We start from the raw sequence: 17356 nt of genomic DNA on the forward strand, positions 1-17356 counted from the left end.
CGCAATGACAGTGCTGGCTAAATTCCCAGTTTTTGAATCTTGTGCGTCCCGCGTGCGAGCGAGACGTGTTTGGTTTCCATGTAGAAGTCGAACGAGTAGTCGCCGCCGTCGCGGCCGATGCCTGACGACTTCATGCCGCCGAACGGGGTCGGCAGATGGCGGACATTTTCCGAGTTGAGCCAGATCATGCCGGCTTCCAGTGCATCGGCGACGCGCAGCGCGCGGCCCATGTCGCCGGTCCAGACATAGCCGGTCAGGCCGTATTGCACGCCATTGGCGATCTCGATTGCCTCTTGCTCGTCCTTGAACGGGATCACGGTCAGGAACGGGCCGAACACCTCTTCCTGTGCGACGCGCATGTTCGCGTTGGCGCCGGTGACCAGCGTCGGCTGCACATAGTGGCCGCCGCCGGGACCGTCATGCGGCTTGCCGCCGACCGCGATCGTGGCTCCGTCCTTCCTGGCGACGTCGAAATAGCTGCAGACCTTGGCGAGATGCCGCTCATGGATCAGCGGCCCGATTTCGGTCGCGGGATCGAGGGGGTGACCGACCCTGAGCGCCTTGACGCGTGCGGTCAGCTTCTCGACGAACTTGCCGGCAATGCTCTCTTGAACGAGCAGCCGGCTCGACGACGTGCAGCGTTCGCCATTGAGCGAGTAGATCATGAACACGACGGCATCGAGCGCGCGGTCGAGATCGGCGTCGTCGAACACGATCACCGGGTTCTTGCCGCCGAGCTCGAAATGCACCCGCTTCAGGGTGGGTGCGCCCTGCGCCATGATTGCCGACCCGGTCGAGCTCTCGCCGACAAAGCCGATCGCCTTGATGGCGGGGTGCTCGGTCAGCGCCTTGCCGGCCTCCTCACCGAATCCGTGCACGGTGTTCAGCACGCCGTCGGGAAGCCCGGCCTGCTTGGCGAGCTTGACCAGCATGTCGGCGGTCACCGGCGACCATTCCGCAGGCTTGTGCACCACGGTGCAGCCGGCCGCGAGCGCCGGCGCGATCTTCCAGGTCGACAGCATGAACGGCGTGTTCCACGGCGTGATCACGCCGACCGGGCCGATCGGCACGCGGGTCGAGATGTTCCAGTGCTCGTCCGAAGGCGTGTTGAGGCCGTCGCGCGCCTCGCCGCATTTGTCGGCGAAGAAGCGGAAATTCTCCGCGGCGCGGATCGCGGCCTTGGCCATGAAGCGGTGCGCCTGGCCGGTGTCGATGCATTCGAGCACGGCGATGTCGTCGGCGCGCTCCTCGATCGCGTCGGCCACACGATGCAGCAGCTTGCGCCGCTGCGCCGCCGGCACGTCGCGCCAGGCCTTGAAAGCCTTGGCTGCAGCCGTTGCGGCGCGGTCGATATCCTCGGCATTGCCGCGGGCGACCGTCGCCAGCACCGTGCCGTCAACAGGCGATTTGGTCTCGAAGGTCTGGCCTGAAGCGGCCGGCACGACCTTGCCGTCGATCACATTGCCGATGCCGTCTGCTTTCAACTTCGCGAGCAGGGGGCCGGCGCGATCGCGGTTGGCCTGGAATACGTCGGCTGACGATTTCGCTGTCGCTTTATCCATTGACCGTCTCCACCTTCAGTGCGTCGTGGATGTTGTTGCGTTTCCAGCTGGTTTCCTTGTCGTTGATCTGCATGTCGAACGACAGAGCGAACTTGCTGTTGGCGAATACCGGATCGAGATGGGCCGATAGCGCCTTGAAAATGTGCTCGCCGGCCTGCTTGCGGGTGGCGAGGTCGCGGCCTTCGCCGAGCCGCAGCACCATGTCGAGAAAGCCGTAAGTCCTGCGGCCGTCGGCGATCGCGTAATGCTCGCATCTGATGGCGCGGACACGGATGCCGCCGAGCGGGAAGATGCCGGTCTCGACCGCAGCCTTGCGGACCAGTTCGACAGTCGCGCCCATGTCGACGAGACCGTCGAGATTGGCGGAGTATTCAATCGTGAAATGCGGCATGCAGCGCTCCTGCTGAGTGCGTCAGGCGAAGTAGCAGCTCACGGAACCGTACGGTCCGTAGTCGGCCTGGATGGTGTCGCCCTTGCGGGTCTCGATCGGGCGGATGAACGAGCCCGCCAGCACGATTTGTCCAGCCTCCAGCGCCAGTCCGTTCGGCGCGATCTTGTTGGCGAGCCACGCCACCGCGGTCGCCGGATGATTCAACACGCCGGCAGCGAGGCCGGTTTCCTCGAGCTGGCCATTTCTGAAGCAGAGCGCGCCGATCCAGCGCAGATCGGCCTCCAGCGGGCGGATCGGCCGGCCGCCGAGCACGATGCCGGCATTGGCGGCGTTGTCGGCGATGGTGTCGAAGATCTTGCGCGTCGCCTTGGTCTCGGGGTCGACGCGCTCGACCCGCGTATCCAGGATCTCCAGCGCCGGTACCACGAAGTCGGTGGCGTTGAGGACGTCGAACAGCGTGCAGTTCGGCCCTTCCAGGCGATGTTTCATCACGAAGGCAAGCTCGGCCTCGACGCGAGTCGCGATGAAGCGATCGCTCGGCACCAGGCCGCCATCGGCAAAGAACATGTCGTCGAGCAGGATCCCGGAATCGGGCTCGTCGATGTTGAGTGCGCTCTGCATCGCCTTCGAGGTCAGGCCGATCTTGTGGCCCTTGACGACGCGCCCCTGCGCCACCTTCATCTCGACCCAGGCCTTCTGAATCGCGTAGGCGTCTTCGAGGGTGATGCGGGGGTATTCCAGCGACAGCTGGCGGATTTGTTTGCGGGTCTTTTCCGCATTGTCGAGCCGCTCGGCGGCAGCGCGGATATCGTCCTTGGAGAGGGCCATGCGTGCTACACAAAAAGTGGATGTCGGGAGATGATTAACATGTTAAGTGATTTTCCGCAAACTGAATCAATGCATGTTGCAGCGCAAAAGTTTGCGGCGGCGGATTAGGTCATGGCGCGCAAGAAATCGTCGGACGAGACAGGGGCGGGGCAGGCTGACGATGCGGCGTCGTCGCGACGTGGCCCGATGCGCGAATTCTCGCGCTCGCTGCCGATGTCGCTGCTGCGTGCCCGCGAAGCGGTGATGCGGCAATTCCGTCCGTCGCTGCGCAGTCATGGGCTGACCGAGCAGCAGTGGCGGATATTGCGTGCGCTGACCGCGGTGGACGAGATCGAGGTCACCGAGCTCGCTCGCGTGGCGTTCCTGCTCGGCCCGAGCCTGTCACGCATCCTGCGCGATCTCGAGGGCCGTGGATTGATCGAGCGCAAGGCAGCGGAGAACGACGCGCGGCGTGCGGTGGTTTCGATCTCCGCCAAGGGCTTGAAGCTGATCGAGGCGGTGGCCCCGACGTCGGAGGCGATCTACGCCGAAATCACCCGACGATATGGCGCGCGCAAGCTTGCCGAGTTGCACGAAATGTTGGGTGTGCTGGAGGCGAGCCTCGCCGGAATGGGCTCGGCCGAGGAAGCTGAAGTCGAGGCTGACGAGTAGCGTCAGACCATGTAGGGCACGCGCGAGATCACGTTGATGGCGCGGAATTCGGCGATCCAGCCCGCAACCTTCGAGTGGGACCACTCGATGTGCCGGCGCAATATCTCGGCCGCCGCATCGCCGTCGCGCGCACGCAAGGCTTCGATGATCACCAGATGCTCGTCCATGAAGGAATCGATCTGCGGCGCGGTCAGCGCCACCTGAATGTGCTTGCCGATCACGAAGGCGCAGTGGGTGCGCTTGAGCGCTTCGACCATCTCGCGATTGGCGCCGTAGCCCAGGCATCGGATATGCAGGTCGCCCTCGATCTCGTCGAGCTCGCCGACGCCGACGCGGCTGCGGAATTGAATCCCCTCGCGCAGCCGCTCCGCCATTCGGTCAAGCAGTGCGGTGGGAATCTTCGCCGTCGCGGATTTGAGCAGCAGCGGCTCGAGCGTTGCGCGGACCTCGAAGATGTCGCGGAGGCGATCCTCATCCAGCGGCACCACGTACCAATGCGCCTTGGCGCCTTTCTCCAGGATTCCGATTGCCTGCGCGCGGAGCAGCAGATTGCGCGCCACCGTGCGTCCGACGCGGAAATGCCGCGCCAGCGCCAGCTCGCTGACGCGGAAGCGTCCGAACAGTGACCGGTAGATGATTTCTCGCTCGAGCTTGTAATAGAGCGCGTCCCAGGCATCGCTGCGCACCGCGTCGACGGGGCCGTCGGTCAACCCGAACATCTCAGGTGTGATCGGGACGCGCCGTGGCTCGACCTTGCGCTTGCCGGCGATGACGCCGCGGCCGTCGAACCGGCGCACCAGGCCGACGTGCTCCAGCTGTTCGAAGGCCTGTCGCACCGGAGAGCGGCTGGAGCCGAACAAGGTCGCGATCGCCGATTCGGAGAGCACCGTGCCAGGAGGCACGTCACCGGCCCGGATGTGCTTTGCCAATGCGCTCTTGATCAGCGCATAGGCCGGTTGTTTCCGTCTGGTCTGCGATTTCGCTCTTGGAATCGACATCGATGGCTGCCCGCCGGTCACATTATCACGTGATCGCGTCATGGCTGCTCCTAGCAGGCATTTACGCACCGTTACCAGCGAACTTTTGGCTATTGCGTGCAATGTGCAATCATGTTTAGCTACGGCAAACGCCAGATTGATGGCCGCTGTTGCGCGTCTTGTGCCCTGCAGCGGCGTTCACGTTTGTTCGTCGCGCCGTTGATGGCTGCGGATTGGGCAACAGATCGACGCGTCAGCTCGTCGCAACGCAGCCGACATCAAGTTCGGCGGATGACAGGGAGGATTGAATGAAACTGACGAGGCGTGAGTTTTCCGCCGGCTTGGCGGCAGGTCTCGCTGCTCCTGCGCTGATGCGCAGCGCCTGGGCGCAGGGGGCGACCATCAAGATCGGCATGTGCGTGCCGGTGACCGGGCCGGCAGCAGAGCAGGGCCTGTGGGCCCAGAACGGCGCCAAGCTGGCGCTGGCTGCGGTCAACAAGGCCGGCGGCGTGCTCGGCAAGCAGGTCGAGCTTGTCATCGAGGACGACCAGACCACCAATCCGGGCATCGTGCTGGCGTTCTCCAAGCTCGCTGCGCAATCCGACATCGTTGCCTTCCTCGGGTCGATCCGCTCGACCCAGGTGCAGGCGATGGCGCCCGACGTGATCAAGGTCGGCAAGCCCGTGATGATCGGCGGCACCAATCCCGATCTCACCCATTCCGGCAATCCGTGGCTGTTCCGCTTCCGCCCCAACGACAATTATTCCGGCCGCGTGATCGCCGATTTCGGCGTCAACACGCTCGGCAAGAAGAAATGGGCGATCGTGCATTCCACCGACGCCTTCGGCACCGCCGGCGGCAAGGCGCTCTCCGAGGCGCTGACCAAGCTCGGCGCGCCGCCGGTGCTCGACCAGGGTTACGCCAACCAGAGCCAGGACTTCACCCCGGTCGTGCTGGCCGTGAAGCAGTCCGGCGCCGACGTGCTCGGCACCTACTTCACCTTCGAAAACGACCTTGGCATCTTTGCCCGGCAGCTCCGCCAGCTCGGCGTCAACATCCCCTGGGTCGGCTCGCCCTCGGTGGTGGCGGTCTCCTCGACCAAGCTCGCCGGCCCCGCGCTGTTCGGTACCTACGGTGTCGCCGACTTTGCCGAAGATTCGAGCGATGCTGCGAAGTCGTTCGGCAAAGCGTATCGCGATGCCTACAAGACCGCGCCCGACAACCAGAGCGCCTGGCCGTATGACGCGATCACCATTTTGTCGGCGGCGATCAACAAGGCCGGGTCGACCGATCCGAACAAGATCCGCGACGCCATCCTGGCGACGCAGAAATTCGCCGGTGCCGAAGGCGAATACAATTTCGACAAGAACGGCGACGGTCTGCACGGCTATAACGTCGTGAAGAACGACAAGGGCAAGATCGTCTACGACAAGCACATCGACTTCAACGATTGATCCGAGCGGGTCAGGGAGGCACGAATGGATGGGTTCCCTCCCCCCTTGCGGGGGAGGGTTAGGGAGAGGGGTAAGCCGCTCGGGCGGAATTCGTGGCTTACCCCTCTCTCCAACTCTCCCCCGACGCAAGTCGGGCCTGCCCGACTTGCCCAAATTTACGATGCGCAACCGGGGTAGACCCCGGTTGCGTGGGGGAGAGAGCCCTGCCACCTCCCGAACGACAATCACTCCGATCCGGCTAGTGCCGGGATGTTCGCTTCGCCTCTCAATGAGCGCTGTCATGGATCTGGTTCTACAACTGCTGTTCACCGGCATCGGCATCGGCGCGGTCTACGCGCTGGTCGCGCTCGGTTTCGTGCTGATCTTCCGCGCCACCAATGTGGTGAACTTCGCGCAAGGCGAGTTCTCGATGGTGGCCGCCTATCTGATGGTGGTCTGCGTCGAGCTCGGCCTGCCTTACTGGCTGTCCTTTGTGATTGCGCTCGCCGGCATGGCGCTGCTCGGCGTCATCTTCAATCTCGGCGTCTACTATCCGCTGCGCCACCGCACCTATCTGCCGGTCATCATCGCCACCATCGGCGCCTCCATCCTGCTGTCGAACTCGGTGCTCGCGATCTACGGTCCGCAGCCGCAAGTGCTGCAGGGCTGGTTCGATACGCCCGGCATCCAGCTCGGCCCGGTCTATCTCGACAGCCAGTATCTGTTGATCATCGGCGTCACCATCCTGCTGGTGCTGTTCAATTTCTGGTTCTTCGAGAAGACGCTGCTCGGCAAGAAGCTGCAGGCGACCTCGCAGGACAAGGAAATGGCCTCGCTGCTCGGTATTTCCGTCTCCACCATGATCATGATCACCTTCATCTATTCGGCCGTGCTCGGCGGCCTCGCCGGCATCCTCGTGGCGCCGGTGCTGTTCGTCTCGATCCAGATGGGCTCGACCATTGCGCTGAAGGCGTTCGCCGCGACCATCATCGGCGGCTTCGGCGATGTCGCCGGCGCCATCGTCGGCGGCCTCGCGCTCGGCGTCATCGAGACGTTCGGTGCCGCCTATATCTCGGTGCCGTACAAGGATGGCTTTGCCTTCCTGGTGCTGATCGCCTTCCTGGTGTTCCGCCCGCAGGGCATCTTCGGCGAACGTGTCGCGGAGAAAGCATGAGCGCCAGCGACAACATGATTCCGGCGCCGGCCGTGCGCTCGAAACCGCTGATCATCCGTCATCTGCCGTATTTCATCGGCGCTGCGGTGCTGGTGGCGCTCGCCGCCGGCATGCAGTTCGACGGCTACATCCTCAACATCCTGCTGCAGGCCACGACCTTCTCGATCGCGGTGTTCGGGCTTTCGGTCGTGCTCGGCCTGTGCGGCCAGATCAACCTGGCGCAGGCCGCGTTCTTCGGCTTCGGCGCTTATGCCGTCGGCCTCGGGACCGCCGACCTGCATCTGAACTTCTGGCTCTGCCTGGTCGGCGCCTGCGCGATCACGCTGGTTGCCGGTGCATTCCTCGGCATGTCGACGCTGCGGCTCGGCGGGCACTACCTTGCGATGGTGACGATCTCGTTCCAGCAGATCGTGACCCTGGTGATGATCAACGCGGTCGGCGTGACCCACGGACCGGACGGCGTCGCCAACATTCGCCGGCCCGAGCTGTTCCAGTCCTCGCAGAGCTATCTGGCCTTCTGCGTCGCGATGCTCGCAATCGTCGGCTATCTGGTCTGGCATCTGCCTGACACCAAGCTCGGCCGCGCCATGCGCGCGGTGCGCGACAATGAGCTCGCGGCGGGTGTCAACGGCATCGACGTGTTCCGCACCAAGGTCTCCGCCTTCGCGGTGTGCGCGGTGCTCGGCGGTCTCGCGGGCGGCCTGTTCGCCGGCGGCTTCGCCTATGTCAGCCCGGACCAGTTCTCGTTCGCGGAGTCGATCCAGTTCCTGACCATGTCGCTGCTCGGCGGCGTGGCCTCGCCGGTCGGCTCGGTAATCGGCACCGGGCTGTTGATCCTGATCCCGGAATGGCTGCGCTTCCTGAAGAGCGTGCCCGGGCTTTACCTCGCGATCTACGGCCTGTCGGTGATCCTGATCATCCGCTTCATGCCTGACGGCATCTGGGGCTTCGTGTCGGATGCGTTCACGCGCTGGCGTGCGCACACCAAGGCGCCGCCTGTTGCCGGAGCGCTCCAGCTCAGGCCCGCGACGACTGGCGGTGACATCGTGCTCGAAGTCACCGGGCTTTCGAAGCATTTCGGCGGCCTCAAGGCGGTCGATGGCGTCGACATCGCGGTGAAGCGCGGCGGCGTGCATGCGCTGATCGGCCCCAACGGCTCCGGCAAGACCACGACGCTCAACGTGCTGTCCGGCCTCTACAAGGCCACATCGGGCAGGATCGTGCTCGACGGCACCGACATCACCAACATGGCGCCGCATCAGCGCACCGCCGCGGGTCTCGGACGCACCTTCCAGAACATCCGCCTGTTCCGCTCGATGACGGCGCTGGAGAATGTCGAGATCGGCGCCGAGCGTCCCGGCAACACCATGATCGGGAAGGGCGACGACGCGCTGACCGAGCGGGCGATGGAGGCGCTGACCTTCGTCGGCCTCGGCAGCCGCGCCAACGAGCTGATCTCGAGCTTCTCCTACGGCCACCAGCGCCTGATCGAGATCGCGCGCGCGCTGGCGTCGAACCCGACGCTGCTGCTGCTCGACGAGCCGGCCGCCGGCCTCAACTCGACCGAGAAGCTCGAGCTGCATGAGCTGCTCAAACGCATAGCAGCCCAGGGCCTCACCATCCTGATCATCGATCACGACATGACGCTGGTCTCGGAAGCCGCCCAGCACATCACCGTGCTGAACTTCGGACGCCGCATCGCGGACGGCGAGTCGATGGCGGTGCTGCGCCATCCCGACGTCGTCTCCGCCTATCTCGGGAGCGAATGATGCCGCTGCTCGAAATCCGCAATCTCGTGGTCCGCTACGGCGAGATCGAAGCGCTGCGCGGCGTCACCATCGCCGTGGAGCAGGGGCAGGTGGTCACGCTGCTCGGCGCCAATGGCGCCGGCAAGTCGACCACGCTGCGCGCGATCTCCGGTCTCGCCAAGCCGGCTTCCGGCGACATCCTGTTTGACGGTCACTCGATCGCGGGCCTTGGGCCGGAAGCGATCGTGCGGCTCGGCATCTCGCATGTGCCGGAAGGCCGCCGCGTGTTTCCCGGTCTCACCGTGAAAGAGAACATCATGCTCGGTGCGTCGAACCGCAAGGTGTCGGCGTCGCAGATTTCGCGCGAGGCCGATGCGGTGTTCGATTTGTTTCCGGATATTCGCGCCTTCTCCAATGCGCTCGGCTGGACGCTCTCGGGCGGCCAGCTGCAGATGGTTGCCGTCGCGCGCGGCCTGATGGCCAAGCCGCGGCTGCTGCTGCTCGACGAGCCGTCGCTCGGTCTCGCACCTGTGATCGTGCAGGCGGTGTTCCGGATCATTTCGCAGATCAGGAAGGACACCACGGTCTTGCTCGTCGAGCAAAATGCGCGCATGGGACTATCGGTCGCCGATCACGGTTTTGTTCTCGAAACCGGGCGGATCGTGCTCGGAGGCAAGCCCGACGAATTGTGGGGCAATGAAGCGATCGCCGCGGCCTATCTCGGCGGCCACGCCAAGACCCACGCCTAAGAACGCACTGTGCCTCATCGAGCGAGCTAGTTTTTCATGGTCACCATCAAGGTCGATAATCTCATCAACTTCGTGTCCGAGGTGTTTTCGCATTCGGAGTCGTCTCCGGAAGAGGCGAAGCGCATCGCGACCTACCTCACGACCGCAAATCTCACCGGGCATGACAGCCACGGCGTGATCCGTGTGCCTGTTTATGTCAGGTGGAAGAAGATGGGTTCGATCGTGCCGAACCAGACCCCCGAGGTCGTGGTCGATACGCCGTCGCTCGCGGTGGTCGACGGCAAGTTCGGCTATGGCCAGACCGTCACGCCGATCGCAGTCAGGCTCGGCATCGAGAAGTGCAAGAAGGCGGGGCTCGCCGCGGTCGCGCTGCGCAACTCCGGCCATCTCGGCCGCGTCGGCGACTGGGCCGAAATGGCCGCCGCAGAAGGTCTTGTTTCAATTCATTTCGTGACCGCAGCGGGCTCGCTGCTGGTCGCGCCTTACGGCGGCGTCGAGAAGCGGCTGTCGACCGCGCCCTATTGCGTAGGCATTCCTCGTCAGGGGCAGGATCCGATCGTGCTGGATTTCGCGACCTCGGTTGTCGCCGAGGGCAAGTGCCTGGTCGCGAGCCGCGGCGGCAAGAGGCTGCCGATCGGCGCGCTCGTCGATGCCGACGGCACGCTGAGCGAGGATCCGCATGTGCTGTACGGTCCGTACACGCCCGACGGGCCGCGCGACCACACCAAGGGAACCGGCGCGATCCGCGCCTTCGGCGATCACAAGGGCTCAGGCCTCGCTTTCATCTGCGAGCTGCTCGGCGGCGCGCTGACCGGCACCGGCGCGACGTCGTCGGACCGTCGCTTCGCCAACGGCATGATGGCGTTCTACATCGATCCCAAGGTGATCGACACCAGCAATTTCTTCGACGGCGAAATTACCCGCTACACCGATTTCATCCGCGCCACCAAGCCGATCGCGGGCACGGATTCCGTGCTGGTTCCGGGCGATCCCGAGCGCAAAACCCGCGCCGATCGCACCAGGAACGGCATCCCCTTGCCTGACGACACCTGGGCGGCGATAGTGAATACCGCGCGCGAAGTCGGCGTCAGCGAAGTCTCGATCCAGCGGGCGACCAGCTGAGGTCAGCCCCCCAAAAACACAAAAGGAAACGCGATCAATGGCAAACAAGGTCAAGCAAGTCTGGGCATCGGGCAAGGCGGTGGTGAACGCGTGGCTCGCGATCCCCTCCGGGTTTTCGGCCGAAGTGATCGCGCAATGCGGCTTCGACAGCGTCACCGTCGACATGCAGCATGGCGTGCAGGATTATCTCTCGATGGTGCAATGCTTCCAGTCGATGCATGCCCATCCGGTCACGCCGATGGTTCGCGTGCCCTGGAATGAGCCCGGCATCATCGGCAAGGTGCTCGACGGCGGCGCCTATGGCGTGATCTGCCCGATGGTCAACACGCCGCAGGAAGCCAAGAACCTCGTCTCCTACGCGAAGTATCCGCCGAAGGGCGTGCGCTCCAACGGTCCGATCCGCGCCGGCATGTACGGCTCGGCCGGCACCTATCAGCAAACTGCCAACGACGAAATCGTGCTGCTGCCGATGATGGAGACCAAGACCGCGGTCGAGAACATGGAAGCGATCCTCGATGTCGAAGGCATCGACGGCGTCTATATCGGCCCGTCCGATCTCGGCTTCTCCTATGGCCTGGTGCCGAAGCTCGATCGCGACGAGCCGGAGATCCTCAAGATCTACGAGAAGATCATCAAGGAATGCGGCAAGCGCGGTCTCAACCCGGGCATCCACTGCTCGGGCGCAGAAGGCGCGGTGCGCGCGATCAACATGGGCTTCAAGCTCGTGACACTGTCGAACGAAGTCGGCCTGATGCAGGTCTACGCCAAGATGCAGGTCAACCAGACCCGCGAGAAGTCCGGCGGCAAGGCGTAAGCATGACCCTCTCCCTCTCCCCGTTCTTACGGGGAGAGGGTTGGGGTGAGGGGCCTCTATCCGGCGAGCACCTTTGTCGAAGTTGGCACTGTGCCTCGCCCCTCACCCGAATTCTCGCTGTGCGAGAATTCGACCTCTCCCCGTGAAGGACGGGGAGAGGTGAAGAAAACACCAAGGAGAACTCTCATGGCCTCGGCACAAGTGATCCGCCTGCACGCCGACGACAGCGTTTTGATCGCGCGCGCGAGCCTGCCGCCGGGGCTTGAGGTGACCGAGGGCGTCACCACGGTCGATCGGATTCCGGCCGGCCACAAGGTCGCGATCAGGCCGATTGCGCAAGGCGAGCCGATCAGGCGCTACGGCCAGATCATCGGCTTTGCGACGCAGCCGATCGCACCGGGCCAGCATGTGCACACCCAGAACTGCGGCATGGGCGATTTCGCCAAGGACTATGCCTATGGCGTCGACGTCAAGCCGGTGCCGAACTTCGATCTGCCGGCGACCTTCGAGGGCATTCGCCGCGCCGACGGCCGCGTCGCGACGCGCAACTATATCGGCATCCTCACCTCGGTGAATTGCAGCGCCCATGTTGCGGGCATCGTCGCCGACATGTTCAAGAAGAACCCGTTCACCGGCGACAACCCGCTGGCCGATTACCCGAATGTCGACGGCGTCGTCGCGCTGACCCACAAGACCGGCTGCGGCATGACCCAGGACGAGCCGCTGGCGCTGCTCCGCCGCACGCTCGGCGGCTATGCGCGGCACGTCAATTTCTCCAACGTCATCGTGCTCGGCCTCGGCTGCGAGGTGAACCAGATCGGCGGCCTGATGCAGGAGCAGAAACTCGCCGGCCGCTTGCGCGCGATGGATATCCAGGAGGTCGGCGGCACGCGCAAGACCGTGGAAGCCGGCGTTGCCTTCGTCAAGGAAGCGCTCGCTGATGCCAACAAGGTCAAGCGCGAGGCGGTGCCGGCAAGCGAGCTCACCGTGGCGCTGCAATGCGGCGGCTCGGACGGCTATTCCGGCGTGTCGGCCAATCCGGCGCTTGGCGCTGCGAGCGACCTGCTGGTCCGTCACGGCGGCACGGTGATCCTGTCGGAGACGCCGGAGACCTACGGCGCCGAGCATCTGTTGACCCGCCGCGCCGTCAGCCGCGAGGTCGGCGAGAAGCTGGTCGGCCTGATGCGCTGGTGGGAGGAATACACCCAGCGCGAGGGCGCCGAGATGAATGCCAATCCGAGCCCGGGCAACAAGGCCGGCGGTCTTACGACGATCCTTGAGAAGTCGCTCGGCGCGATGGCCAAGGCCGGCAGCACCAACCTCGTCGACGTGCTGCGCTACGCCGAGCCCGTTACCAAGAAGGGCTTTGTATTCATGGACACGCCCGGCTACGACCCGGTCGCCGCGACCGGGCAGGTCGCCGGCGGCGCCAACCTCGTCTGCTTCACCACCGGCCGCGGCAGCGTGTTCGGCTGCAAGCCGGCGCCATCGATCAAGCTCGCGACCAACACGCCGATGTACAAGCGGATGGAAGACGACATGGACGTCAATTGCGGCACCATCCTCGACGGCGAGGAGAGCGTGCAGGAATGCGGCCAGCGCATCTTCGACCTCATCCTCAAGACCGCCTCGGGCCAGCCGACCAAGAGCGAGAGTTTTGATTTCGGCGGCGCCGAGTTCGCGCCGTGGGTCTTGGGCGCGACGATGTAGTTTAGGACCACCACCTAACCTTACACTCCGCTGTCGTCCCTGCGAACGCAGGGACCCATAACCACCGGCCGTGGTTTTGTGAAAGGTGTCCGCCACCGCCTCGAATCGATAGATCACGCGGTATGGGTCCCTGCTTTCGCAGGGACGACGAATTCCATGGATACGGCTTCCCAGATTGCGCTACGCTCCATCTGGGCTACGGTTGGGGGAGCAAACATGCGCGCGGGTCGGTTCAGAATCTTTGGATGCCTCGCTTTTCTCACCGCTTTGACCCTCGGTGTCGGCTCGGCTGACGCCGCAACCATCGTGGCGCTTGGCGCGAGCAACACCTACGGGAAGGGCGTGGCGCGCAACCAGGCCTATCCCGCGCAGCTCGAGGCGATCTTGCGGGCCAAGGGATTGAACGTCCGTATCGTCAACGCCGGCATCAATGGCGACACCACCGAAGGGATGCTGCAGCGGCTGGACCGGGCCGTCCCGAACGGGACCCGCGCGGTCATCTTGCAGCCGGGCGGCAACGATCGGCGCAAGGGCAGCCCTGACCGGACTGCGGATATTCAGAGCCGCCTCAGCGCCCGCGGCATTACGGTGATCATGCTTGCCAACGGCATGTTGCACGGACTTCCGCATCAGCCCGATGGCGTGCATCTGACCCCCGAGGGCTATCATATGCTCGCCGAGCAGCTTGCCTCGCAGGTATCCGGCGCGATCGGCCGTTAGTCCCGTAGCCCGGATGGAGCGCAGCGCAATCCGGGACTCTCACCGCGGATAAGCTCCCCGGATTGCGGTTCGCTGCATCCGGGCTGTGGCTTCGCTCGCTGCTTGGGCAATTGCTGCCCGTTGTTAGTGCTTGATCCATACCGGAACCAGTGTTCTGCTCAAAAAAGCTGCTGGAGTCCTTGGTCCGTGTCGATCTTCGTCGCACTGCATCACGTCACGCACTACAAATACGACCGGCCGATCGATCTCGGGCCCCAGACCATTCGGCTCAGGCCCGCGCCGCACACCCGCACGCCGATCCTGAGCTATTCGCTCAAGGTCACGCCATCAAATCATTTCGTGAACTGGCAGCAGGACCCGCAGGGCAACTGGCTGGCGCGCTACGTGTTTCCGGAGAAGGCGACCGAGCTCAAGGTCGAGGTCGACTTCACGGCTGCGATGACGGTGGTTAACCCGTTCGACTTCTTCGTCGAGCCCTATGCCAACAGTTTTCCATTCGCATATCCCGGCGATCTCAAGACCGAGCTCGCGCCCTATCTCGAGACCGAGGAGCCCGGGCCGTTGCTCGCGGCCTACCTGAAGGACATTCCGCGCCGGGCCGACAGCACCATCAATTTCCTGGTCGAACTGAACGCGCAGCTGCAAAGGAAGATCAGCTACGTGATCCGCATGGAGGCCGGCATCCAGACGCCGGAGGAGACGCTCGCCGCTTGCTCCGGCTCGTGCCGCGACTCGGCGTGGCTTTTGATCCAGACGCTGCGGCATCTCGGGCTCGCCGCGCGCTTCGTCTCCGGATACCTCATTCAGCTGAGGCCCGATATCGATCCGCTCGAGGGACCGCGCGAGGTCGAGAACGATTTCACCGACCTGCACGCCTGGGCCGAGGTCTATCTGCCGGGCGCAGGCTGGATCGGCTTCGACGTCACCTCCGGCATGCTGACCGGCGAGGGGCACATTCCGGTCTGCGCCACGCCGCACTACCGCTCGGCCGCGCCGGTGACCGGGACCGCCGGCGCCGCCAATGTCGAGTTCGGCTTCGAGATGAGCGTCAAGCGGATCCGCGAGGCGCCGCGGATCACGAGACCGTTTTCGGATGCATCCTGGGCGCGGCTCGACCGGCTCGGCGAGCAGATCGATGCCGACTTGGTGAAGGGCGACGTGCGGCTCACCATGGGCGGCGAGCCGACGTTCGTTTCGGTCGACGATCTGGAATCGCCGGAGTGGAATGTCGCCGCGGTCGGTCCGACCAAGCGCGCACTCGCCGACGAATTGATCCGCAAGCTGCGCACGCGGTTCGCGCCCGGCGGGTTGCTGCATTACGGCCAGGGCAAATGGTATCCCGGCGAGAGCCTGCCGCGCTGGGCGTTCGGCCTCTACTGGCGCAAGGACGGCAAGCCGATCTGGAAGAATGCTGATCTGGTCGCGTCGATCGAGAATCCGCGCAAGGCCGAGGTTGCCGATGCCGAGCGCTTTGCCGTCGGCACCGCGAGGAAGCTCGGACTCGGCGCCGACTATGTCATGCCGGCTTATGAAGACCCGGCGTTCTGGCTGCAGCGTGAAGCCGGGCTGCCGGCCAACGTCACGCCCGACAACTCCAAGCTGACGGATGCCGAAGAGCGCGCGCGCCTGGCGCGGGTGTTCGACGAGGGACTGACGACGCCGAAGGGCTTTGTGCTGCCGATCCAGCGCTGGACGCCACTTGCCGACAAAATCCCTGCGCGCTGGCGCAGCGAGCACTGGAAGATCCGCCGCAGCCATCTGTTCGCTTCACCCGGCGATTCCCCGCTCGGCCTGCGGCTGCCGATCGGCTCGCTCGAACATGTCCCGCCGGAGGACTATCCTTACATCGTCGAGCAGGATCCGATGGCGCCGCGCGAGGCGCTTGCCGACGCGGAGCTGAAGCAGGCGCTGAAGGACATCCCCGAGCCGCTGCCGGTGCGCACCGCAATGGTGATCGAAGTCCGCGACAGTGTGCTCTGCGTCTTCATGCCGCCGGTCGAGAAGGTCGACGACTATCTCGAACTGATCACGGCAATCGAGGCGACCGCCGAGGAAACGCAGCTCGCGGTGCATGTCGAAGGCTATTCGCCGCCGTTCGATCCGCGCGTCGAGGTGATCAAGGTGACGCCCGATCCCGGCGTGATCGAGATCAACGTGCAGCCGGCGCAGAGCTGGCGCGAGGCCGTCGACATCACGCTCGGCCTCTATGAGGACTCCGCGAAGACGCGGTTAGGGGCCAACCGCTTCCTGATCGACGGGCGTCACACCGGAACCGGCGGCGGCAACCACATTGTGGTCGGCGGCAGCAAGCCGGAGGATTCACCGTTCCTGCGACGGCCCGATCTGCTGAAGAGCCTCGTGCTGTACTGGCAGCGGCATCCGTCGCTGTCCTATCTGTTCTCCGGCATGTTCATCGGTCCGACCAGCCAGGCACCGCGCATCGACGAAGCGCGGCATGATGGACTTTATGAACTGGAGATCGCGCTGTCGCATGTGCCGCCAGCGGGCATGGATGCGCCATTGTGGCTGGTCGATCGGCTGTTCCGGCACATCCTGGTCGACATCACCGGCAACACCCATCGCGCCGAGATCTGCATCGACAAGCTCTATTCACCCGATGGTCCGACCGGCCGGCTTGGCCTGGTCGAATTCCGCGCGCTCGAAATGCCGCCTGATCCACGAATGTCGCTGGCGCAGCAGCTGTTGATCCGCGCGCTGATTGCCAAGCTGTGGCGCGAGCCGCAGCAAGGAAAGTTCGTGCGCTGGGGCACCGCGCTGCATGACCGCTTCATGCTGCCGCATTTCCTCTGGGAGGATTTTCTGGGCGTGCTCGCCGAGCTCAAGCAATCCGGCTACGACGTCGAGCCCGAATGGTATCAGGCCCAGCTCGAATTCCGCTTCCCCGCCTTCGGCCGCGTCCATCATGGCGGCGTCGGCCTCGAACTGCGCCAGGCGCTGGAGCCCTGGCATGTGCTGGGCGAGGAGGGCACCTCGGGCGGCACCGTGCGCTACGTCGATTCGTCGGTCGAGCGGTTGCAGGTGAAAGCGACCGGATTCGTCGAGGGCCGCCACGTCATCACCTGCAACGGCCGGCGGATGCCGATGACCGAGACCGGCCGTGCCGGCGAGGCGGTCGCCGGCGTCCGTTTCAAGGCCTGGCAGCCGGCCTCCGGCCTGCATCCGACCATTCCGGTGCACGCACCGTTGACGTTCGACCTGATCGACACCTGGAACGGCCGCTCGCTCGGCGGCTGCGTCTATCATGTCGCCCATCCCGGCGGCCGCAGCTACGAGACCAAGCCGGTCAATTCCTACGAGGCCGAGGCGCGGCGGCTGGCGCGCTTCCAGGAGCACGGTCATACCCCCGGCAAGATCGAGCCGCCGCCGGAGGAACGCACAATTGAGTTTCCCTTGACCCTCGACTTGCGGACGCCGCTCCTGCACTAATTGGAGCGTTTCCAGCGAAATCGGATCATT

14 protein-coding genes are annotated in these 17356 nt (G+C 64.6%); 10 read left to right on the forward strand and 4 right to left on the reverse strand.

Translation table 11 applies throughout. From position 1 onward, the window contains the following. Nucleotides 1-17 precede the first annotated feature (17 nt). The 3 genes from hpaE to hpaH are packed head-to-tail and all read right to left on the reverse strand — an operon-like array spanning nucleotide 18 to nucleotide 2781. On the reverse strand, nucleotides 18-1562 hold the full coding sequence (gene hpaE, locus QMZ05_RS28095; RefSeq protein WP_353703712.1) for a 5-carboxymethyl-2-hydroxymuconate semialdehyde dehydrogenase: 1545 nt from the start codon (nucleotides 1560-1562) through the stop codon (nucleotides 18-20). Next, nucleotides 1555-1953, reverse strand: coding sequence for a 5-carboxymethyl-2-hydroxymuconate Delta-isomerase (locus QMZ05_RS28100; protein ID WP_353703713.1), 399 nt, complete (start codon nucleotides 1951-1953; stop codon nucleotides 1555-1557). The genes hpaE and QMZ05_RS28100 overlap by 8 nt, the downstream gene beginning before the upstream one ends. 21 nt (nucleotides 1954-1974) lie before the next feature. Next, nucleotides 1975-2781: a 2-oxo-hept-4-ene-1,7-dioate hydratase gene (gene hpaH / locus QMZ05_RS28105; RefSeq protein WP_353703714.1), complete on the reverse strand. Its 807-nt coding sequence runs from the start codon at nucleotides 2779-2781 to the stop codon at nucleotides 1975-1977. A 111-nt stretch (nucleotides 2782-2892) separates the two neighbouring features. Between hpaH and hpaR the strand changes: the two genes are divergently transcribed. Continuing rightward, complete coding sequence (gene hpaR / locus QMZ05_RS28110; protein ID WP_353703715.1) at nucleotides 2893-3432, forward strand: homoprotocatechuate degradation operon regulator HpaR; 540 nt, start codon at nucleotides 2893-2895, stop codon at nucleotides 3430-3432. A gap of 2 nt (nucleotides 3433-3434) precedes the next feature. On the opposite strand, the gene QMZ05_RS28115 is transcribed toward hpaR, so the two are convergent. After that, the gene (locus tag QMZ05_RS28115; RefSeq protein ID WP_353703716.1) at nucleotides 3435-4472 is read right to left on the reverse strand and encodes a GntR family transcriptional regulator; all 1038 of its coding nucleotides are present in this window, start codon (nucleotides 4470-4472) and stop codon (nucleotides 3435-3437) included. Nucleotides 4473-4717: 245 nt separating this feature from the next. Between QMZ05_RS28115 and QMZ05_RS28120 the strand changes: the two genes are divergently transcribed. The 9 genes from QMZ05_RS28120 to QMZ05_RS28160 all read left to right on the forward strand — a co-directional run bounded on the left by QMZ05_RS28120 (nucleotide 4718) and on the right by QMZ05_RS28160 (nucleotide 17326). Then, nucleotides 4718-5863: an ABC transporter substrate-binding protein gene (locus QMZ05_RS28120; protein WP_353703717.1), complete on the forward strand. Its 1146-nt coding sequence runs from the start codon at nucleotides 4718-4720 to the stop codon at nucleotides 5861-5863. Between the two features lie 280 nt (nucleotides 5864-6143). Beyond that, nucleotides 6144-7016: a branched-chain amino acid ABC transporter permease gene (locus tag QMZ05_RS28125; protein WP_050406735.1), complete on the forward strand. Its 873-nt coding sequence runs from the start codon at nucleotides 6144-6146 to the stop codon at nucleotides 7014-7016. Next, the gene (locus QMZ05_RS28130) at nucleotides 7013-8785 is read left to right on the forward strand and encodes a branched-chain amino acid ABC transporter ATP-binding protein/permease (protein ID WP_353703718.1); all 1773 of its coding nucleotides are present in this window, start codon (nucleotides 7013-7015) and stop codon (nucleotides 8783-8785) included. Before QMZ05_RS28125 ends, QMZ05_RS28130 begins: the two co-directional genes overlap by 4 nt. After that, complete coding sequence (locus tag QMZ05_RS28135) at nucleotides 8785-9513, forward strand: ABC transporter ATP-binding protein (protein ID WP_353703719.1); 729 nt, start codon at nucleotides 8785-8787, stop codon at nucleotides 9511-9513. The genes QMZ05_RS28130 and QMZ05_RS28135 overlap by 1 nt, the downstream gene beginning before the upstream one ends. Nucleotides 9514-9549: 36 nt before the next feature. Further along, entirely contained in the window at nucleotides 9550-10635 is a 1086-nt protein-coding gene (locus QMZ05_RS28140) for a malate/lactate/ureidoglycolate dehydrogenase (RefSeq protein WP_353703720.1), read from the forward strand. Nucleotides 10636-10672: 37 nt separating this feature from the next. Then, nucleotides 10673-11449 (forward strand): aldolase/citrate lyase family protein, encoded by a 777-nt coding sequence (locus tag QMZ05_RS28145; protein ID WP_353703721.1) that lies wholly within the window; start codon nucleotides 10673-10675, stop codon nucleotides 11447-11449. Nucleotides 11450-11635: 186 nt separating this feature from the next. Continuing rightward, nucleotides 11636-13159 (forward strand): altronate dehydratase family protein, encoded by a 1524-nt coding sequence (locus QMZ05_RS28150; RefSeq protein WP_353703722.1) that lies wholly within the window; start codon nucleotides 11636-11638, stop codon nucleotides 13157-13159. Between the two features lie 216 nt (nucleotides 13160-13375). Further along, on the forward strand, nucleotides 13376-13879 hold the full coding sequence (locus QMZ05_RS28155) for a GDSL-type esterase/lipase family protein (protein ID WP_353703723.1): 504 nt from the start codon (nucleotides 13376-13378) through the stop codon (nucleotides 13877-13879). A gap of 186 nt (nucleotides 13880-14065) precedes the next feature. Beyond that, nucleotides 14066-17326, forward strand: coding sequence for a transglutaminase family protein (locus QMZ05_RS28160; protein WP_353703724.1), 3261 nt, complete (start codon nucleotides 14066-14068; stop codon nucleotides 17324-17326). The last annotated feature ends 30 nt before the right edge of the window (nucleotides 17327-17356 follow it).

The sequence above is a fragment of the Bradyrhizobium sp. INPA03-11B genome, from assembly GCF_040446015.1.
Lineage (GTDB): Bacteria > Pseudomonadota > Alphaproteobacteria > Rhizobiales > Xanthobacteraceae > Bradyrhizobium > Bradyrhizobium macuxiense_A.